This is a genomic window from Rhodococcus sp. DT1 (assembly GCF_049844875.1).
Classification (GTDB): domain Bacteria; phylum Actinomycetota; class Actinomycetes; order Mycobacteriales; family Mycobacteriaceae; genus Rhodococcus.
Genome location: NZ_JBNCLW010000009.1, coordinates 1 through 18274, shown reverse-complemented (window position 1 = coordinate 18274; position 18274 = coordinate 1). Strand labels below are relative to the sequence as shown.

At 66.3% G+C, this 18274-nt stretch carries 21 protein-coding genes and 1 tRNA gene; 14 read left to right on the top strand and 8 right to left on the bottom strand.

Going from position 1 to position 18274, the window contains the following annotated elements:
- Nucleotides 1–61 precede the first annotated feature (61 nt).
- Both ACLQ3J_RS20250 and ACLQ3J_RS20245 read right to left on the bottom strand, forming a co-directional pair.
- A complete protein-coding gene (locus ACLQ3J_RS20250; protein ID WP_169622543.1) occupies nt 62–655 on the bottom strand; it encodes a TetR/AcrR family transcriptional regulator in 594 nt (197 codons plus the stop codon).
- 96 nt (nt 656–751) lie between these two features.
- The gene (locus ACLQ3J_RS20245) at nt 752–1216 is read right to left on the bottom strand and encodes an RrF2 family transcriptional regulator (RefSeq protein WP_169652980.1); all 465 of its coding nucleotides are present in this window, start codon (nt 1214–1216) and stop codon (nt 752–754) included.
- Nucleotides 1217–1364: 148 nt separating this feature from the next.
- Here ACLQ3J_RS20245 and ACLQ3J_RS20240 point away from each other — a divergent pair, with 148 nt between their 5' ends.
- A complete protein-coding gene (locus ACLQ3J_RS20240) occupies nt 1365–2309 on the top strand; it encodes a sterol desaturase family protein (RefSeq protein ID WP_169622541.1) in 945 nt (314 codons plus the stop codon).
- Here ACLQ3J_RS20240 and ACLQ3J_RS20235 read toward each other — a convergent pair.
- Nucleotides 2290–2976, bottom strand: coding sequence for a YceI family protein (locus tag ACLQ3J_RS20235; protein ID WP_169622540.1), 687 nt, complete (start codon nt 2974–2976; stop codon nt 2290–2292). The two genes, ACLQ3J_RS20240 and ACLQ3J_RS20235, sit on opposite strands and share 20 nt — an antisense overlap.
- A gap of 77 nt (nt 2977–3053) precedes the next feature.
- Nucleotides 3054–4544, bottom strand: a complete 1491-nt coding sequence (locus tag ACLQ3J_RS20230; RefSeq protein WP_296550191.1) for an amino acid permease — start codon at nt 4542–4544, stop codon at nt 3054–3056.
- A gap of 176 nt (nt 4545–4720) precedes the next feature.
- Between ACLQ3J_RS20230 and ACLQ3J_RS20225 the strand changes: the two genes are divergently transcribed.
- The 10 genes from ACLQ3J_RS20225 (at nt 4721) to ACLQ3J_RS20180 (ending at nt 12467) form a co-directional block, all read left to right on the top strand.
- Complete coding sequence (locus ACLQ3J_RS20225; RefSeq protein ID WP_425904245.1) at nt 4721–5785, top strand: glycosyltransferase family 1 protein; 1065 nt, start codon at nt 4721–4723, stop codon at nt 5783–5785.
- Nucleotides 5782–6894 (top strand): glycosyltransferase, encoded by a 1113-nt coding sequence (locus tag ACLQ3J_RS20220; RefSeq protein ID WP_169622537.1) that lies wholly within the window; start codon nt 5782–5784, stop codon nt 6892–6894. Before ACLQ3J_RS20225 ends, ACLQ3J_RS20220 begins: the two co-directional genes overlap by 4 nt.
- Complete coding sequence (locus ACLQ3J_RS20215; protein WP_425904244.1) at nt 6891–7907, top strand: glycosyltransferase; 1017 nt, start codon at nt 6891–6893, stop codon at nt 7905–7907. The genes ACLQ3J_RS20220 and ACLQ3J_RS20215 overlap by 4 nt, the downstream gene beginning before the upstream one ends.
- Complete coding sequence (locus tag ACLQ3J_RS20210; RefSeq protein ID WP_425904243.1) at nt 7904–8752, top strand: glycosyltransferase family 2 protein; 849 nt, start codon at nt 7904–7906, stop codon at nt 8750–8752. Before ACLQ3J_RS20215 ends, ACLQ3J_RS20210 begins: the two co-directional genes overlap by 4 nt.
- 865 nt (nt 8753–9617) lie before the next feature.
- On the top strand, nt 9618–9812 hold the full coding sequence (locus ACLQ3J_RS20205; protein WP_296550201.1) for a CbtB domain-containing protein: 195 nt from the start codon (nt 9618–9620) through the stop codon (nt 9810–9812).
- Entirely contained in the window at nt 9803–10591 is a 789-nt protein-coding gene (locus tag ACLQ3J_RS20200; RefSeq protein WP_296550203.1) for a CbtA family protein, read from the top strand. Before ACLQ3J_RS20205 ends, ACLQ3J_RS20200 begins: the two co-directional genes overlap by 10 nt.
- Nucleotides 10592–10661: 70 nt before the next feature.
- On the top strand, nt 10662–11132 hold the full coding sequence (locus ACLQ3J_RS20195; RefSeq protein ID WP_296550204.1) for an SH3-like domain-containing protein: 471 nt from the start codon (nt 10662–10664) through the stop codon (nt 11130–11132).
- A complete protein-coding gene (locus tag ACLQ3J_RS20190) occupies nt 11129–11425 on the top strand; it encodes an SH3-like domain-containing protein (protein WP_072705115.1) in 297 nt (98 codons plus the stop codon). The genes ACLQ3J_RS20195 and ACLQ3J_RS20190 overlap by 4 nt, the downstream gene beginning before the upstream one ends.
- Nucleotides 11425–12108: a thiocyanate hydrolase subunit gamma gene (gene scnC, locus ACLQ3J_RS20185; protein ID WP_296550208.1), complete on the top strand. Its 684-nt coding sequence runs from the start codon at nt 11425–11427 to the stop codon at nt 12106–12108. The genes ACLQ3J_RS20190 and scnC overlap by 1 nt, the downstream gene beginning before the upstream one ends.
- A 50-nt stretch (nt 12109–12158) precedes the next feature.
- Nucleotides 12159–12467 (top strand): ScnB, encoded by a 309-nt coding sequence (locus tag ACLQ3J_RS20180; RefSeq protein WP_378609998.1) that lies wholly within the window; start codon nt 12159–12161, stop codon nt 12465–12467.
- 63 nt (nt 12468–12530) lie between these two features.
- Here the strand turns inward: ACLQ3J_RS20180 and ACLQ3J_RS20175 are convergent.
- The 3 genes from ACLQ3J_RS20175 to ACLQ3J_RS20165 all read right to left on the bottom strand — a co-directional run bounded on the left by ACLQ3J_RS20175 (nt 12531) and on the right by ACLQ3J_RS20165 (nt 13681).
- Nucleotides 12531–12621: transfer RNA gene (locus tag ACLQ3J_RS20175), tRNA-Ser, on the bottom strand.
- A 46-nt stretch (nt 12622–12667) separates the two neighbouring features.
- On the bottom strand, nt 12668–13144 hold the full coding sequence (locus ACLQ3J_RS20170) for a nucleoside deaminase (RefSeq protein WP_296550211.1): 477 nt from the start codon (nt 13142–13144) through the stop codon (nt 12668–12670).
- A complete protein-coding gene (locus ACLQ3J_RS20165; RefSeq protein ID WP_169622532.1) occupies nt 13145–13681 on the bottom strand; it encodes a tRNA adenosine deaminase-associated protein in 537 nt (178 codons plus the stop codon).
- Nucleotides 13682–13729: 48 nt separating this feature from the next.
- Here ACLQ3J_RS20165 and ACLQ3J_RS20160 point away from each other — a divergent pair, with 48 nt between their 5' ends.
- A complete protein-coding gene (locus ACLQ3J_RS20160; protein ID WP_425904292.1) occupies nt 13730–14692 on the top strand; it encodes a prephenate dehydrogenase in 963 nt (320 codons plus the stop codon).
- Nucleotides 14680–16026: an amidase gene (locus ACLQ3J_RS20155; protein ID WP_169652970.1), complete on the top strand. Its 1347-nt coding sequence runs from the start codon at nt 14680–14682 to the stop codon at nt 16024–16026. Before ACLQ3J_RS20160 ends, ACLQ3J_RS20155 begins: the two co-directional genes overlap by 13 nt.
- Here ACLQ3J_RS20155 and ACLQ3J_RS20150 read toward each other — a convergent pair.
- On the bottom strand, nt 16023–16634 hold the full coding sequence (locus ACLQ3J_RS20150; RefSeq protein ID WP_169622529.1) for a putative glycolipid-binding domain-containing protein: 612 nt from the start codon (nt 16632–16634) through the stop codon (nt 16023–16025). The genes ACLQ3J_RS20155 and ACLQ3J_RS20150 overlap by 4 nt on opposite strands.
- A 291-nt stretch (nt 16635–16925) precedes the next feature.
- Here ACLQ3J_RS20150 and ACLQ3J_RS20145 point away from each other — a divergent pair, with 291 nt between their 5' ends.
- The gene (locus tag ACLQ3J_RS20145; protein ID WP_296550810.1) at nt 16926–18083 is read left to right on the top strand and encodes a GIY-YIG nuclease family protein; all 1158 of its coding nucleotides are present in this window, start codon (nt 16926–16928) and stop codon (nt 18081–18083) included.
- Nucleotides 18084–18274: the final 191 nt, after the last annotated feature.

The following is an 18274-nucleotide window of genomic DNA, read 5'->3' as shown; positions in this document are numbered from 1 at the left end:
CGTTCGGACATTTCTTGCGGAGGGAGGGGTCGAGTCGACCGCTGTAGGGCGTACTCGCGCGTTACGGGAAACCGAGACGCAACCGGCCGAAGGCGTCGCGGATGAGGTCTTCGGGCGACCGGCCGACTCCCGCGAGATGCATCTCGATCGCTGCCTTGATCGCGCCGAGAGCCACGTGGTGGATCAGGTTGGGGAACAGTTCCACGCCCGGATCGGTGCCCGTGCGTTCTGCGATGACGTCGATGAGCATCCGCGTCGACCGTCGCTCGACCTCGATGCCCCGGACGAGCAGTGCCGAAGATTCCTCCACGACCGAAACACACGCACCGATCTCGTCGAACGACCACTTCGGGTCGGTGACGAGACCGACGGCGCATTCCCGGAGGGAATCGAGGATGTGTTCGTCGGCCGGGCGCTGCCGCAACATCTCGATCCATTCCTCGATCACACGCTCGAGATGAACGAAGACCGCTTCTTCCTTGCTGGCGAAGTAGTTGTGGAACGTGCGTGTCGAGACGCCTGCGCGTGCGGCGATCGCATCAGCGGTGACCGCGTGCACACCGTGCTCGCGGGCGAGTTCGGCGGCCGCTTCGGCGAGCGCCGCCCGCGTCGCCGCTTTCTTGCGGTCGCGCAGACCTGAGGAGGGAAGACTCACTCCATCGACCGTACAGAAATTGCAGAGCTCGGTAAGTTTGCAGAAGAGTGCAAGATTATGCGATTACCCACATCGGGGCGCTCGCAGTAACGCAGGTCACACTCGGCGGCGCTCCCAGGCGCCCTGATCGCGAGTGAGTTCCTCGACGAACGCGGGCAGGTCATCGGCGACGACATCCTCGAGCGACACCTCTTCGAGGACCGCGCGCAGATTCACCCGCACCGCGATCCAGACGTCGCGCAACTTCTCGGCCGCGCCGGTGTAGACGACATCCTCGGGCCGCTCACCCCGGACCGACGCGAGGGGACCCTCGACCGTCCGGATGACATCGGCTATCGAGATCGCCCCCGGAGGACGAGCGAGCCAATAACCCCCTTCGGGGCCGCGCCTGCTGCACACCAGACCGCCCCTCCGCAGATCGGCGAGCACCGCCTCCAGGAACTTGTGCGGGATCGACTGCGCGGTCGCGAGGGTTTCGGCCTTCACCGGGCGGCCGTCGCCCTTGGCCGCGAGTTCGAGGAGGGTACGGACGGCATAGTCGACCCTCGCGGTGATGTGCATTCCACGCCTCTCACTACGCTGCCGACGGAACCCCCAATTCCTACCAGCAAACTGCGGAAACGGCCGTTCGCGATTCCCAGGCTACTGGTGACACACACCACATCACGAGTAGATTGAACCGTTGTTCACACCTACCGAAAGTGATGCCATGCGGGAGACCCTCTTCGACTCCTGGGGGTCGTTGCTCGAGCCCCTGCACGATCCGGTCGCGCTCGCGATCCCGGCTTTCGTGTTGTTCCTGGTCCTGGAATGGGTTGCGGCTCGCACGCTCGAACACGTCGAACCCGGGCCCGACGGCCGGACGCACCCGCCGAAAGGCGGCTACGAAGTACGCGACGCACGCGCAAGCCTCTCGATGGGACTGGTGTCGATCGTCACCAGCGCACTCTGGAAGGTGCTCGCGCTCGTCGGATACTCCGCGATCTGGGTCTACCTCGCGCCGTGGCACCTGCCCGCCGACGCCTGGTACACCTGGGTGATCCTGCTGGTCGGGGTGGACCTGCTGTTCTACTGGTACCACCGCACAGCGCACCGGGTCCGCGTCGTGTGGGCGACCCATCAAGCTCATCATTCGAGCGAGTACTTCAACTTCGCGACCGCTCTGCGCCAGAAGTGGAACAACAGCGGCGAAATCATCATGTGGCTGCCGCTTCCGCTGCTGGGAATCCCGCCGTGGATGGTGTTCGTCGGCTTCTCCGTGAACCTGGTCTACCAGTTCTTCGTGCACACCGAGCGAGTCGGCACCCTGCCCCGGCCCGTCGAGTTCGTCTTCAACACCCCCTCGCATCACCGGGTCCACCACGGCTGCGACCCCGAGTACCTCGACCGCAACTACGCCGGCATGTTCATCATCTGGGACCGGATGTTCGGCACGTTCCAGCCGGAGACACACCGGCCGACGTACGGCCTGACGAAACCCGTGGGCACCTACAAGATCTGGGAATTGCAGACCCACGAATACAAAGCGATCGCCCGCGACTGGCGTTCGGCAACGGCCCTGCGGGACAAGATGGGTTACGTGTTCGGGCCGCCCGGGTGGACTCCCGCACACGGCCGGGAGGATTCGGAGACCGTCAGCTCCGCTCGAGCGTGATCAGGAAGTCGATGCTTCCGGTGCTGTCGACGGTCACGAACCCGAGATTCGGCGGTTCCACACCGTAATCCGCCCAGACCGTCGGGATGCTTCCGGACGCCACGATCACGTCACCGGTGCGGAGCACCTGCACCTCCAGCGTGGCCGGTCGCTCCTGCCCCCGCAACGTCAGCGTCCCGGTCGCAGGCAAGGTCGTCACCGTTCCATCCGTCGGGAGCGCCGTCAGGTCCACCGGTTCGGTCAGGACGAACGTCGCCGTCGGATAGGTCCCGGTGTTCATCACCCGATCGCGAAACTGCCCGTCGCGCTGGGAACTGTCGGTGGTGACCGAGTCCACCCGGACCGTCACCTCGGCGGCAGTGAGCGTGTCGTTCTCGATGGTGGCGGTGCCGGTCACCTGGTCGGTACTGCCCACCACGGTGACATCGGCTCCGCGCAGGATCTCCTCGACGGTGTAGCCCGCGGCGGTGCGGTTCGGGTCGGTCCCCGCAGTCACCGTCCAGGAACCGTTCAGCTCACCGGAGGCGGCTTCGGCACCGGATTCGGAAACCGACGCTGCCGGCGCGTCGTCCTCGGCGATGAAGTTGCCGTAGACCCACGGCGCGACGAAGAACCCGACGATCGCGATCACGACAATGGCAGCGAGGGACCATCCGAGCTTGCGCATGCCCCCGACAGTAGTTGAGGCTTCAACGCCGTGCGGGGTCGAACGCGAGAAGAGGTCGAACGCTGTACTCCGCGGATCTACACCGGCGGATCGGGGTCAGCAGTGCCTGCCAGCACCGAATGACGTCGGCTGTACACGAAATAGATGACGACCCCGATCGCCATCCACACGACGAAGCGGATCCACGTCTCCACCGAGAGGTTCACCATGAGCCACAGGCAGGCCAGCACCGCGAGTATCGGCACGTACGGCACCAACGGCACCCGGAACCCGCGTTCGAGATCGCCCCGGGTACGGCGCAGCACGAGCACTCCGATCGATACCAGGACGAACGCGAAGAGCGTGCCGATGTTCACCATCTCTTCGAGGGTGCCCAGCGGAACCAGGCCCGCGAGCACAGCCACCACCACGGTGACGACAACCGTCGTCCGCACCGGTGTTCCCCGCGTGCCCGTGTGGGCGAGCCGGCGAGGCATGAGGCCGTCGCGTGCCATCGCGAACAGCACACGCGTCTGACCCAGCATCAGCACCATCACCACGGTGGTGAGGCCTGCGAGGGCACCGATGGAAATCAGGTTCTTCGCCCAATCCATGCCGTTGATCGCGAACGCGGTGGCCAGGGTCGACTCGTCGCCCTCGAGTTCCTGGTAGTTCACCATGCCCGTCAGGACGAGACTGACCGCGACATAGAGGACGGTGACGATCGCGAGAGAACCGAGGATCCCGATCGGCACGGCTTTCTGCGGATTCCGCGTCTCCTCGGCAGTCGTCGCGACGACATCGAAGCCGATGAATGCGAAGAAGACGAGACTCGCCGCGGCGAGCAGGCCGTACCAGCCGAACGTGCTGCCTCCCGCTCCGGTGACGAAAGAGAACAGCGACTGGTGCAGTCCGTTGTCGGTCTCCGCGGCCTCGGCCGGCGGGATGTAGGGCGTGTAGTTCTCCGCCTTGATGTAGAACGCCCCGAGCGCGACGACGAAGATGACCACCCCGACCTTGATCGAGGTGATCACCAGCGACACCCGGGAGGACAGCTTGGTTCCGGACGCGATGACGACGCCGATCACCACGACGATCAGAACCGCTCCCCAGTCCACCTTGCCCGGTCCGACCATCACGCTCGACGACAGCCCTCCCATCACCTCGCCGAGATACAGCGACCAGCCCTTGCCGACCACCGCCGCGGCAAGCGCGAACTCCAGGATGAGATCCCAGCCGATGATCCAGGCGACGAACTCGCCGAATGTCGCGAACGAATAGGTGTACGCGCTACCCGCGACAGGCACGGTGGACGCGAACTCCGCGTAACACAACGCGGCGAGAGCACAGGCGATGGCCGCGAGAACGAACGCCAGCGACACCGACGGTCCCGCGACATTCCCGGCCGTGCGAGCGGTGAGGGTGAAGATGCCGGCGCCGATGACGACCGCGACACCGAACACGATCAGGTCCCACGCGGTGAGGTCTTTACGCAACTTCGAATCCGGGTCGTCGGTGTCGCGGATGGATTGCTCCACCGACTTCACGCGGAACAGACCGCGGTCACGCTTGCTGCCGGCTCGAGTCATCGTCGCCCCTTCCGAGCAGGAACCTACTCGGTACGAGCGGCCGCCATGGACGATTCCGGAACGATGACGCGCTCGGCTCGGACATCGGTGTTATCCGCTCGAAACCGGGTATACCCCGGCGATTACCGAGGGTCGGCCGGGTTCGGCCGACGACTCCGTGCCCGAGGAAGGTGCGTATGAGACCACTGCGTGTCGCGTCGGTCCCCGCATCACACGTCTACGTGCGGCATCTGTCGTCACCCGACGGCGACGACGGAGTGATCCGGCTGCCCGACCCGGTACCCGCCGACGGACGAAAGGTCCCCGGTGGATGGTGGCCACCGATGATGCTCGAGCCCGGATGGATCGACGATCACCACGATGAATTCGACATCTTCCACATCCACTTCGGGTTCGACGCGGTGGAACCCGAAGTGCTCGAGGAGGTCGTCGGCGCCCTCGACACCCACCGGATCCCCCTCGTCTACACCGTGCACGACCTGAGAAACCCTCACCACCCCACCCCGGGCGCGCATCTGAAGAACCTCGACGTGCTGATACCGGCGGCCCGGGAACTGATCACCCTCACCCCCGGCGCTGCCGCGAGAATCCGGGCCGGCTGGGGACGGACCTCGACGGTCCTGCCGCACCCGCACGTGCTCGAGCGGGACTGGTTCGACGCGCCGCACCGCCCGCCGGACCCGTTCGTCGTCGGTGTCCATGCGAAGAGCCTGCGAGCCAATATGGATGTGCTGCCGGTCGTGACCGCGCTGGCTCGAACGGTCGCCGACCTGCCCGGGGCCCGGCTGCAGATCGATCTGCACGACGAGATCTTCGTTCCGTCCAACCATTGGTACGCCCCGGACATGGGAGCCGCGCTGCTGGCGCTCGGGGAGAATCCTGCGGTGGACGTCCGGGTGCACCCGTATTTCGACGACGACGAACTGTGGCAATACCTCTCGGAGTTGACGGTGTCGGTGCTCCCGTACCGATTCGGGACCCATTCGGGCTGGCTGGAGGCCTGCCACGATCTCGGAACCGCGGTGGTTGCTCCGAGCTGCGGTTTCTATCGTCAGCAACAGTCCTGCGACGTGTTCACCCTGGACGAGGACCGGTTCGACCCGGCCTCCCTCGACCGCTCCATCCGGTCGCTGTACGAACGGCGGCACCACATTCCGCGGGCACAGTGGCCGCGACGACTCGAGCAACGCCGACGTCTCGCCGCGGCCCACCGCGATATCTACGAGCGGGCCTCGGCATGACCGCCCGACCGCTGCGCATCGCGCTCGTCGCGTCGAACCGGTATCCCATCCGCCAGCCGTTCGCCGGTGGCCTCGAGTCCCACGTCTGGCATCTGGCGCGTGCCCTCGGAGAAGCCGGTCACCACGTCACACTGTTCGCGGCGTCCGGTTCCGACGAGTCCCTCGGTGCCTCACATCTGGAGGTCCGGTCCTTCTCCCCCAGCGCGACCGCGCGCCACGACCCGTCCATGGCACCGAAGGGCTTCCTCGAGGACCACCACGCGTACCTGTCGTTGATGCTGAACCTGGCGGGTCCGCTGGCCGACTCCTTCGACGTCGTCCACAACCACAGCCTGCATTACCTGCCGGTGGCGATGGCACCGGCACTGCGCATCCCGATGGTCTGCACGCTGCACACTCCGCCGACCCCCTGGCTCGAGTCGGCCCTGGCCGCGACGGCACAGGTCCCGGCGACCTTCGTCGCGGTCAGCCGGCATACGGCGCACGCGTGGCGGCACGCGCTCGAGGCTCCCGCGACCGTCATCCCCAACGGGGTGGACCTCTCGGGCTGGCCGGTCGGCCCCGGCGGCACCGACCTGATGTGGTTCGGACGCCTCGTGCCGGAAAAAGGCGCACATCTCGCGATCGAGGTCGCGCGCCGAAGCGGCCGCAGGCTCACCCTTGCCGGACCGATCTCCGACCGGAAGTATTTCGACGACCGCATCGCCCCCCGACTCGGCGGCGAAGTCGAATACCTCGGACATCTGCCGCGCACGGAACTGGCTGCCCGGGTGGGCCACAGCGCTGCCGTCCTGATCACGCCGTGCTGGGACGAACCGTACGGCCTGGTCGTCGCCGAAGCCCTTGCCTGCGGCACCCCCGTGGTGGCGTTCGCTCGCGGCGGGATTCCCGAGATCGTCGACTCCGGGTCGGGAGTGCTGGTCCCCGCGGGCGACACCGACGCGATGGCTGCTGCCGTGCCCGCCGCAACAGCACTGTCCCGCAGTCACGCTCGCCGACGTGCCCTGGAGTACTGTTCCGAACGGGCGATGGTCGAGTCGTACGTGGCGTTGTACCAGCGCCTCGTCGCCCCTGCCGCCGAACCCGTGTCCGCCGGTCGGCCACGATGATCGGGTACTACATCCATCACCACGGCCACGGCCATCTCGCCCGCGCGACGAGTATCTGTGCGCACCTTCGCAATCCGGTGACCGCGCTGTCGTCGGCGACCCTGCCGGGCCGGAACGCCGCCGTGTTCGACGAAGTGGTCGAGTTGCCCCGCGACGACGAGGCTGTCGACGCAGCCGTCGACCCCACCGCTCACGGACTGCTCCACTGGGTTCCCCGCCACGACGACGGACTGCGCAGACGGATGGCGGCGCTGGCGGAGTGGATCGCGCGCGCCCGGCCCCGGGTAATGGTGGTGGATGTGTCGGTGGAGGTGACGTTGCTGGCGCGATTGTTCGGCATCCCGGTCGTGGTCATGGCCATGCCCGGAACCCGCACCGACGCACCGCACACTCTCGGTTACCGCTCGGCAGACCACCTGATCGCCGCGTGGCCGCAGGAGGTGTACGACCCCGAGTGGCTGCACCCATACGCGCACAAGACGTCGTATGTGGGTGGCATCAGCCGATTCGACGGGCGCCGCGCTCCCCCCGATACGGACGATTCCGATGACCGTCCCACCGTGCTGGTGATGGGCGGGAGCGGTGGTTCGGCCTTGTCGTCCGGTGATTTTCGGTCCTGGACGAGTCGCCACACCCGGTACCGGTGGGAAGGCATGGGAGTTCCGGGGGGCGCCTGGGCCGACGATCCGTGGCCCTCGCTGTGCCGGGCCGACGTGGTGGTCGGCCACGCCGGGCAGAACACCGTCGCCGACATCGCAGCGGCTCGGCGCCCCGCTGTGCTCGTCGCCGAGCGGCGTCCCTACGACGAGCAGCACGCCACGACGGCCGCCCTCCACCGCGCCGGAATGTCGGTGGGGTTGCCGGAGTGGCCGGACCTCGACCGGTGGCCGGAGTTGATCGAGCGGGCCCGCGGGGCCGACCCCGCGCAGTGGGCACGCTGGCAGACCTCCGGAGCCGCGGCGCGCGCCGCTGCCATCGTCGACCGGATCGCCGAGGAGGAGGCACCGACGTGAAAGTCGGTGTGGTGACCATCGCAGCGCACCGGACCGCTCACCTGCGCACGCAGATGACGGCGCTCGCACGCAGTTCCCGGCGTCCCGACCAGCACGTTGTCGTGTCCATGGGCGATCACGAGGTCTTCTCGCTGGCCCGGGCCGCCGGTGCGGACGCGCGGTGGATGGAGCCGACGGAAGGCCGTCTGCCTCTGGCCGAAGCCCGTAACCTCGGCGCTCGGCGGGCGCTCGAACTCGGCGCCGAATTGCTGGTGTTCCTGGACGTCGACTGCATCCCGGCCACGAATCTGGTGAGCCGCTACGAGGAGGTCGGCAACGACCCGCGTCACCAAGTGGCGTTGCTGTGCGGTCCGGTGACCTACCTGCCACCGCCTCCGGTCGACGGGTACGACCTGGATGCACTGGACGCGCTGATCAGTCCGCATCCTGCCCGTCCCCACCCGCGCGCCGGTGAGGTCGTCACCGGTGAGGACTACACGCTCTTCTGGTCGCTCTCGTTCGCTGTCACCGCGGCGACCTGGCACCGTGTGGGCGGATTCTGTACCGACTATTCGGGCTACGGCGGGGAGGACACCGACTTCGGGCAGGTCGCGGCGCAGCGCGGCGTCGGGCTTCGCTGGGTCGGCGGAGCCCACGCTTTTCATCAGCATCACCCGGTGTCGGATCCGCCGGTGGAACGACTGGACGATATCCTCGCCAACGCCAACATCTTTCATGATCGATGGGGGTGGTGGCCGATGCGCGGATGGCTCGACGCGTTCGCCGAACGCGGGTTGGCCCGCTATGACAAGGGTTGCGGACGGTGGTTACGCGGCGCCGACCGCCACTCGGCGCCGGGCCGATGATCTTTTCTGCGGACAATCATGACCTGCACGTGGAATTAATCGAATACACCAAGAATTGCATCGACAATGCGACACTTCCCCACGAGACGACAAAGACGACAAGTCACAAAACCGCCGCAACGGTCATAGACCGAATATCGCTCACAACGGTGAATTCAGGTCGAACGAATCAAGAGCAGCGGCCTCGGTTACTCGACCAGCCACGCGATCGCCACACCGATCTGCGCGTTTGCCGCAAACAGCACGTTCGCGGGTGTACCGCCGGATTGCCCGCGACGAGGTGACGTCCCGAGTCGGGTTCCGGACCGATCCGTCCGCCTCCCGAATGCGTTGACCACGCAGTGAGCGTGGCGGGGCATGGCGGTATCGATGACCTCACGATCCGTGAATGATCTTCCACACCAACGGAACTGGGACGCCGGTCCCGGGAGCCTTCGCGACCGGGGAGCCGACGATGAACGTCGGGCCCGCCTCGTCCAGGGCGGTCGGATTCGACGCGGAGAGGATGCCGGCGTCGGCGGGTCGGAAAGATTCGATGAGAAAAGTGTCGAAGAATCTGCCCCTCCTTCCGCGGACGATCATGATCCGCAACGCGGAAATTATCGAATTCACAAGAAATTGCACCGAGTGCAACCCTCGCCCACGCGACAGCGAAGTTGATCGTCGCAAAACCGCCACAACGGTCATACCAACCGAATACCTCTCGAGACAGTGAATTTCACGTCTCACGGATCAAGAAGACTGCCCTTCCGGCCGATGCGGATGTACGGTTGAACAGTCTTGCCCGCACGCACCGCGCCCAATAGTTCGATAGTCGTTCACGACATCGAACAGGCCGACGGGACTCAACCTCCAGGGGTAAACCATGACATTCACCGCAGTGCCCGAACAGACAACCGAAGCGGTCAACGCGGCTCTCATCGCATTGGGCGTCGTCCTGCTCGCATTCCTCACGCTCTATCTGGTCGGCTTCGACAACGGTGTGCTCTCGCGCAGCGGCATGTACCTGCACGAACTGATGCACGACGGCCGACACCTCCTCGGGCTGCCATGTCACTGACCGGAACGTACACGCGGTTACTGGTCCGCGGGCTCCTGGCGGGACTTCTCGCCGGGCTGTTGGCCGGCGGCGTGGCCTTCGTTGTCGGAGAGCCTCAGGTAGAGGCTGCCGTAGCACTGGAAAACTCTGTTGCAGAACCGCATTCGCATGGCGAATCGGACTCCGGCGGAGTCGCTACGGCAGATCACCATGACGACGAGCCTCTCGTCTCTCGGACAGGTCAGCGCGCGGGATTGTTCCTCGCGACTACGTTGGCAGGCGTCGCGCTGGGCGCGATCTTCGCTACGGTGGCGTACGGGATTCGGCGAGCTGTTCCGGTCTCCGCCGTAACGCTGAGTCTCGGCCTGGCCGGAGCCGCATGGCTCGCCGTCGTGATGGTGCCCTACGTCAAATATCCGCCGAATCCTCCGGCCGTAGGCGACCCCGAGACCTTCGGCCAGCGCACCTGGCTCTGGCTCGCCGCCGTGGCCATAGGACTACTGGCAGTGGTAGTCGCCGCGTACGTGGCCACTGCATCGGCGAAACGACTCGAACCTGTCGCCCGCATCGCGGCTACGGCTCTCGCTTTCCTCGTCGTCGCGGTCGTCGGTTGTGTTCTGCTGCCGTCCGTCAACGAGGTGACCGACGGGTTCCCCGCCACGTTGCTGTGGGAATTCCGGCTGTCCACACTAGCTACCCAGACGACCCTCTGGGCGAGCCTGGGTCTCGTCTTTGCATACCTATCCGACCGGTCGGCCCGCCCGCCGGTCCGTGAGGCGGCGCCTATGTCGGCCATGTGATTCCCATTCCCAGTCCGCCCCGCGAAGGACTCCTCGAGGGGAACCACCGACCGATCGGATCGGAAACACAATGAGTTCACCGGCTAAGCAATCCGGGGCGTCGAAGAACACACCCAGCCCCAGCACGTCGTTCAACACCCTGACGAGTCTGCTCGCGGACATCGCCCCAGCCATCCACGAGGTACAGGACTCCCCGTACACGTTGTCCAACGCCCGATATGCCGCACTGCGGCACGTGCTCCACGACGTTGGTGGCCAGCCCGACCTGCCTGTCGAGTACAAGGAAAAGGTCGAAGAGGCGTGGGAGATGAACACGTACGTCACCTGTGAATGCCTGGGCTGGCGGGGCGCCTGGAATTCCGAGATGCGGCGCCGTGCCGAAAATGATCTGGGCGCGACGCTTTACTTCGGCCTTCCGTACTACGCGCGCTGGATCACCGTCGCCACCAAGACTCTTATCGACAAGGGCCTGATCACACCAGATGAATTGTCAGCCAAGATCGACGCTGTCCGCACACGTTTGAGCGAGGAGCGATCATGACGAAATACCAGATCGGCGACCGCGTTACGGTAAAGGACGCGACGTCCCTGTTCCACACTCGCACACAGGCTTTCGTGCGCGGCCATACAGGCGTCGTCGTCGAGTACCGTCCCGAATGGGTTATCCCGGAGGACGAGGCATGGGACCGCCTCGAGAACGGGCGCACCGAACCGTTCTATGTCGTGCGGTTCCTCCAGACCGACCTGTGGGACCCATACACCGGATTCGATGTCGACACCCTCGAAACAGAGTGCTCCGAGCGCTGGCTTGCACCCGCAAAGGACGAAGCATAATGAGCGAAAATCACAGCCACGATCCGATCCAGGAAGGCCCTGAGGTAGGCGAATTCGAAGTACTCGAGGCCGCCATCCGGGAACTGTCGATCGAAAAAGGTCTGTTCTCATCCGAAGACCACCGCCGATTCTCGGAGTGGGCGGAGTCGATCGGTCCTTCCAAGGGGTCCCAGCTCGTCGCCAAGGCATGGCTCGACCCCGACTTCAAGCGTCAACTACTCGAAGATGCCACCGAAGCCTCCAAAGCGGTGGGCGTCGACTGGCTGGACCCGACCGGGACAGGTACCCCCAGCGATTACACGTTCTTCTACGTCCTGGAGAACACACCCCAGGTGCACAACATGATCGTCTGCACCCTGTGTTCGTGTTACCCGAGGCCCGTCCTGGGCATGTCACCCGACTGGTACCGGACCCCCAACTATCGCCGCCGGCTCGTGCGCCGTCCCCGCGAGGTGCTCGCCGAGTTCGGTCTCCATTTCCCCTCGGATGTCGAAGTGCGCGTCCATGACTCCAACCAGAAGTCACGGTTCATGGTGATGCCGATGCGTCCGGAAGGCACGGAGGGCTGGACAGAGGACCAGCTCGCGGCGATCGTCACCCGCGACACCATGATCGGTGTCGCTCTGCCACAGGCAGATTGGACCGCGGAGAAGGCACCCTCGCAGGTCGGAGGTCCACAGTGACAGTTGACAAGCAAAGGTTCGACCGGCGCGATTCGGTCGAGGCCCACGAGATCATTCTGGGGTTGCTCGGGGATGATGCGGTCCGGGAGACGTCGCTGCCGGAACTGGACCGTAAGCCGGCGCCCTGGGAGTCGAGCATGCAGGCGACCGTCGAGTGTCTCTCCTGGCGCAACGTCTGGGACAACCTCGAGCGTCGCCAGACGGAGGACGCTCTCGGCGAAGATATCTACCGCGAGTTTCCGGTCCATACCAGGTCCGCGATCGCGACCGCACATACACTGCTCGACCGCGGGGTGATCGATCCCGACGAACTCCAGGCAAAGATGCGGGAGGTTCGGGCCCGGTTCGAAGGAGACTGAACCCACTCCGGATCCACCCAGACAAAAAAGTCCCTCACCTGTGTGAACAGGTGAGGGACTTTATGGCGGTGGCGGAGGGATTTGAACCCTCGGACGGGGGTTACCCGTCACACGCTTTCGAGGCGTGCTCCTTAGGCCGCTCGGACACGCCACCGCTAAAAGACTCTACCGGATGGTGCGCCTGGACTGAAATCGGCAGGTCAGAGTCCCGGACGAGGGTCGCGCCGGCCGTGGAAGAACTCCTCCAGAACCGCCGCACACTCGTCCTCGAGCACCCCGCCGCGCGCCTGCGGGCGATGGGTGAGGCGACGATCCCGCACGACGTCCCATAGCGACCCGACGGCGCCCGTCTTGGGCTCCCATGCGCCGAAGACGATCCGCTCGACGCGCGCCAGGACAGCCGCACCGGCGCACATCGTGCAGGGCTCGAGGGTGACCGCGAGGGTTGCGCCCTCGAGACGCCAGCCGTCTCCGTGCACGCGCGCCGCCGCCCGCAGCGCAAGGATCTCCGCGTGCGCGGTGGGGTCCCCTGTGGCCTCACGCGAGTTCGCGGCCCGGGCCAGCTCGGTGCCGTCGGCCGCGAACACGACCGCGCCCACCGGAACGTCCCCGGCAGGCGCAGCGGTCGCAGCGTCCAGCGCGACCCGAATCAGTTTCTCGTCGTCGCGCAGCCCCATCTAACGCAGTTTGTCCAGCGCAGCGGCCCACACATCGTCGAACCCGAGGCGCTGTGCGACCTCCTCGAGTTGTTCGTCGGGATAGAGATCCGTCTCGGAGAGGATCACGGACAGCACGGGTTCCGGTAGACCCATGTCCTTGAGAATCCCCAGGTCACCTTCTTCCCACGGCTCCACGTCGTCCAGCTCGTCCGGATCGATGTCCGGGATGTCGACATTGAGTGCGTCGAGAATATCGGCCGCAATGTCGTAGTCGATCGCCATCGTGGCGTCGGACAGCAGGATCCGGGTTCCGGACGGTGCGGGCCGGATGATGACGAAGAACTCGTCATCGACGTTCAGCAAGCCGAACACGGCGCCGGAGCTGCGGAGCTCCCGCAACTCCGTCACGGCCGTCTCGAGGCTCGTCAGTGCAGCATCCGAGAGTGCGCGGCACTTCCAGAGTCCGTCTTCACGCGTCACGGCGACGGCAAAACCGTCGAGGTCCTCGATCGAACTCACCGAAGGGCTCTTGTTCCCTACGCGTTGTGCAGCCATGCGCGCAACGGTAGTCTGCCTCGTCCCGCGAATGAAGCCCACGCCCGAATATGCCAACCTGGAGCGGTGCCTACCGCGACGTTCGCCCCGCCCGTATGTGTCCTCGGCCTCGGCCTGATCGGTGGATCGCTTCTCCGCGCAGCGGCAGCGACCGGCCGCCACGCGTGGGGGTACAACCGCTCACCGGAAGTCGTGCACGCGGCCCGCGATCTGGGTTTCGACGCGAGCACGGACTTGGCCGCGACGCTCGAGCGCGCTGCCGATGCGAATGCGATCGTGGTGATCGCGGTCCCGATGCCGGCGGTCGGGAGCATCCTCGATGCGATCGCCGAACACGCACCGGATGTCGCGCTCACCGATGTCGTCAGCGTCAAGTCGGAAGTGGCGGCCGCCGTCGCCGCACACGGCTTGTCCCGGCGTTTCGTCGGCGGTCACCCGATGGCCGGCACCGCCGAGTCGGGCTGGGCCGCGAGCACCGTCGAGCTGTTCCGTGACTCCGTGTGGGTGGTGACGGTCGACGACGGCACCGACCCCGAGGTGTGGCAGGCCGTCGCGGACCTGGCGCTCGACTGTGGCTCGGTCGTCGTGCCGGCCGAGTCCGCCGAACACGATGCGGCGGTCGCCCGGATCTCGCACCTGCCGCATGTGCTGGCCGAAGCCCTCGCGCTGGCGGGGGCCGCCGGTGGCGATCTGGCCCTCGGATTGGCTGCGGGCTCGTTCCGCGACGGGACCCGCGTGGCAGCGACCGCTCCGGCACTCGTCGACGCGATGTGCGAGGCCAACGCCTCAGCGTTGCTCGTGGCACTCGACGAGACCCTCGAGGTGCTGTCGGCCGCGCGGGAACAGCTTGCCGACGGCAGCACCACCGACCTCACCCGGGCCGGATTCGACGCCCGCGCCCGGTACGACCAGCAGAAGCGCGTCTCTGTCACCGGCGTCGTCCCCGGGGAGGGTGACTGGCTGACCGTGCTCCGCGAGGCCGGGCGTCGCGGAGAGGTATGGACCCGATGACCTTGCGCGACGTCGCCTCCGCGCTCACGACCGGCAAGCTGACGCCGACCGAACACGTACGACAGGTACTGGCCGACCTCGACGCGCTCGACGGCACGCCGTGGCACAACATCGTCGCGGCCCGCGACGACGCGGCCGCCCTCGAGTCTGCGGCACGCGCCGACTCGGAGATTGCGGCCGGGAACTGGATAGGCCCGTTGCACGGCGTCGCAGTTGCGGTCAAGGACAACATCGACGTCGCCGGCATGCCCACCCGCTGCGGCAGCGCCGTGCTCGACGATGCGCCGCCCGCGACGACCGATGCCCGCATCATTCGTAAGTTGCGGGAGGCGGGCGCGATCATCGTCGCGAAGACCCACCTTCACGAATTCGCCTACGGTCCGACGGGTCTCGTCAATGCTTCCGGGCCCGCTGCGCATCCGCACGAACCCGGGCTCATCAGTGGCGGCTCGTCGTCGGGGTCGGCGGTTCTGGTGGCGCGCGGGATCGTCCCCGTTGCCCTCGGCACCGACACCGGATGCAGTGTGCGCACCCCGGCCGCCTTGTGCGGAATCGCCGGTTTCAAGCCGGGTCACGGAGCACTACCCGTCGACGGGGCATTCCCGTTGTCGACGACGTTCGATCACGTGGGTCTGCTCGCCGCGGACACGCTGGACGTCGCGCTCGCGTGGGGTGCGATCCCGGGCATCGCGCACCTGCGGACCCCGGTGTCCGGGCTCCGCATCGGTCGTCTCCGCGGCAGCATCTGGGACTTCCCCGACCCGGACTTCGAGGCAGCAGTCGACGCCGCGTGCCGCACACTAACCGACCTCGGTGCGGAGGTAGTCGAGGTGACGCTCCCGGAAACCGAGGAGCTTCTCGAGGTGTATCCCGTCGTCACCGGCTCGGAGGCCTACGACACCCACCGCGAGTGGTTCGAGTCGACCCCTGAGCGCTACCAGCCCGCCACGGCGTCGCTACTGGCAGCCCAGCGGGACCGGCCCGCCTACGAGTACGTGCGCGCGGTACGGACGGTCTCACGCCTGCGCCGCGACGTCCTGGATCGCCTGCGGAAAGCGGAAGGACTCGACGCGCTGGTCACCGCGACGACCGGCATCCGTTCGGCACCCCAGAACAGCGATCCGCTGGCTCTGCGGAGGCCGCTGCTCGAGCACTGCATTCCCTTCAGCGTCCTCGGCGTACCCGCGTTGTCGGTACCCGCACCGGGCGGCGGCACGAGACCGATCGGCTTGCAGGTGGTCGGACTCACCGCGGGAACCGGCGGACACGGGAGCCACCCCGCCGAGTCCACCGCGCTTGCGGTCGCCCTCGCGGTGGAAACAGCCGACGGCTAGATCCGCTCGGCCAGCCCGCGGTACTCCACGACGAATCCGTCCGCGTCGACGGTCACCGACGAGGTCGACACGGGCGACAGCACATGGATGCCGTCGGACGCGCTGCTGTACATCACGGCTGCTTCCTGCACGCCCAGATCGACGAGGTTCACGTACACCACCGGGACCTCGAGGTCGGCGGAGCCCGACTGCAGTCCGTATCGCCGGATCGGCAGCGCATTGAAGAACGGGCTCAGGATGACATCGACGTCCAGCGCCCCACCGAACGTGGAACGTTGGTGCTGGGTGCCGTTGTCGACCATCCAGATGCCCTCTTCGGAACGGCTGATCGACATGTGTCGCTCACCCGCCGCGACGGTGGTCCGCACGGACAGCCGGCGCGTGACGCCGTTTTCGTCGGTCACCAGGTCGTAGGACGCGCTGAATGCGGGATGGTCGTCGCACGCGCCACCCACGATGCGACCGGACGCTTTGATCCGGCGGCCGTTGAGCTGCACGCGCACAGATTCCATACGGGGCGCGTCCAGCGCTCGCCAGGTGAGAAGCGCGGGCCATGCCGACGCTGTACTCGCCGCAGAACCCGCGGCATCAGAGGCTGGGATGCTCACGAGCTATACGTTAAGCGACGACCGTCGGCGGGGAGGCAGCGGTGCCGTTATTGGGCACCGCAGAGGGTTCCCGCGCCCGTGCGAATCTCCTCGACCGGCGCAAATCCTCGCGCCGACGGCGCGCCCCTTTTCCCGCGTACGACAAGTTCGGGCAATCCGGACGCCGCTAGGGGTCCTGGGGAATCGAACGTGGCCTCGGCGTCGTCGGTGGCGCGTGGACCGGCAGCATCGACTGTTGTGGACTGTGCGCGGAGGGGCACTCGGCCATCGGTATTGGCCTAGAGTCGCACCATGCGTACCGTGTGGACAGTTCCTCTGAACATTGCCCAAACTTTGCTGGAATCTCCCGAGATCCAGATGTTTCTGACCAGCAATGAGCTGCCCGACACCGCAGACGATCCCCGCCAGAGGCTCGAAGAGTTCACTCTGGCTCTCGGCGCGCTCAGCAAGCACGCCGGACGCACCTTCGGCACCGTTGATGCGGCCAACCGCGAACTGTTCGGCGGTTCCGCCGGCAGGGTGCCCGTGTCGCTCCGCCTCACCGTGTTGCGCGCGATCGTCGCTCAGGTAGACGACCGCACCCCGACTCCCCAGCCGATGCCGCAGCCTGTGATCGACCAGCTCGGTGCGTATGTCTACGCCCTGCTCGATCCGCGCGATCGCAGCATCGTCTACATCGGAACCGGACGTGGAAATCGGATCTTCACTCTGGTCTGGTCAGCCCTCGGAGAAACCCACAAACTCGCCGAAGCCGGGGAGAAAGCACCACCGGCGACCCCGGAAACCGAGGCGGCACTCCGCCGTATCAAAGCCATCTACGACTCGGGTTACTCCGTGGACCACTACGTAGTGGCCGACCGGCTCGACCCGAAGTCCGACGCCGACCACACGGCGGACGTCACCGCGCAGGCAGTGATCGCTGCGCTCGGATTGATCGAGCCGCACAGGGGTGAGTGCATTCTCACCAATCTCGCGGGTACGACGGATGTTTCGGAGGCGGACCGCACCGCGATCCCGATCTCCGAACTTGTACGCCAGTATTCGGCGACTCCCGCACCGGAATTACCGACACCGTGCGTCGTCCTCCGCATCAACGAGGCAAAGAACGCCGACCCGGCGCAGGTTCGCGCCCTGGCATCGAAGCCGTGGCCGGCCGGTACGGCAGCGCGCGGCATCGACGGCTTGCCGATCATCGTGGTGGCCGACAACATCGTTCGCGCGGTGTACCGGGCGACGCGGTGGGAAGCCGCGGGGCGCAGTGAGGAGAACGGCGGCACCGTTCTCTACCGCTTCTTCGGTGAATCCGATCCGGACCTCGAGCCCAAGTTCGTCGATACACGCCTCAGTCCGGATCGCTTGGGGCTCAAGCGATGGCCGTCGCACGGATGGGCGCCGCGCCTCACGCGCGCGTTGCCCCGCCCGGTCGCGCGGCCGAAGCCCAAGGCCTAATCCCGCCTGAAAGCAGTCGAGGGGGCCACATTTCGTGGCCCCCTCTACAACACCTTCCGGCTGAGCCGGCTTGCAAAACACTGCATACAGAAAAAACTGCATACCAAACACTGAAGGCCCCCAACACAGTTGGGGGCCTCCAGCAAACGGGTGTTCGGCGGTGTCCTACTCTCCCACACCCTGTCGAGTGC

What these genes read in the sequence shown, in the direction of transcription:
- ACLQ3J_RS20245 (WP_169652980.1), bottom strand. Translation starts at nt 1,216, where the DNA reads ATGCACATCACCGCGAGGGTCGACTATGCCGTCCGTACCCTCCTCGAA.
- ACLQ3J_RS20240 (WP_169622541.1), top strand. Translation starts at nt 1,365, where the DNA reads ATGCGGGAGACCCTCTTCGACTCCTGGGGGTCGTTGCTCGAGCCCCTG.
- ACLQ3J_RS20235 (WP_169622540.1), bottom strand. Translation starts at nt 2,976, where the DNA reads ATGCGCAAGCTCGGATGGTCCCTCGCTGCCATTGTCGTGATCGCGATC.
- ACLQ3J_RS20230 (WP_296550191.1), bottom strand. Translation starts at nt 4,544, where the DNA reads ATGACTCGAGCCGGCAGCAAGCGTGACCGCGGTCTGTTCCGCGTGAAG.
- ACLQ3J_RS20225 (WP_425904245.1), top strand. Translation starts at nt 4,721, where the DNA reads ATGAGACCACTGCGTGTCGCGTCGGTCCCCGCATCACACGTCTACGTG.
- ACLQ3J_RS20220 (WP_169622537.1), top strand. Translation starts at nt 5,782, where the DNA reads ATGACCGCCCGACCGCTGCGCATCGCGCTCGTCGCGTCGAACCGGTAT.
- ACLQ3J_RS20215 (WP_425904244.1), top strand. Translation starts at nt 6,891, where the DNA reads ATGATCGGGTACTACATCCATCACCACGGCCACGGCCATCTCGCCCGC.
- ACLQ3J_RS20205 (WP_296550201.1), top strand. Translation starts at nt 9,618, where the DNA reads ATGACATTCACCGCAGTGCCCGAACAGACAACCGAAGCGGTCAACGCG.
- ACLQ3J_RS20200 (WP_296550203.1), top strand. Translation starts at nt 9,803, where the DNA reads ATGTCACTGACCGGAACGTACACGCGGTTACTGGTCCGCGGGCTCCTG.
- ACLQ3J_RS20195 (WP_296550204.1), top strand. Translation starts at nt 10,662, where the DNA reads ATGAGTTCACCGGCTAAGCAATCCGGGGCGTCGAAGAACACACCCAGC.
- ACLQ3J_RS20190 (WP_072705115.1), top strand. Translation starts at nt 11,129, where the DNA reads ATGACGAAATACCAGATCGGCGACCGCGTTACGGTAAAGGACGCGACG.
- scnC (WP_296550208.1), top strand. Translation starts at nt 11,425, where the DNA reads ATGAGCGAAAATCACAGCCACGATCCGATCCAGGAAGGCCCTGAGGTA.
- ACLQ3J_RS20170 (WP_296550211.1), bottom strand. Translation starts at nt 13,144, where the DNA reads ATGGGGCTGCGCGACGACGAGAAACTGATTCGGGTCGCGCTGGACGCT.
- ACLQ3J_RS20165 (WP_169622532.1), bottom strand. Translation starts at nt 13,681, where the DNA reads ATGGCTGCACAACGCGTAGGGAACAAGAGCCCTTCGGTGAGTTCGATC.
- ACLQ3J_RS20155 (WP_169652970.1), top strand. Translation starts at nt 14,680, where the DNA reads ATGGACCCGATGACCTTGCGCGACGTCGCCTCCGCGCTCACGACCGGC.
- ACLQ3J_RS20145 (WP_296550810.1), top strand. Translation starts at nt 16,926, where the DNA reads ATGCGTACCGTGTGGACAGTTCCTCTGAACATTGCCCAAACTTTGCTG.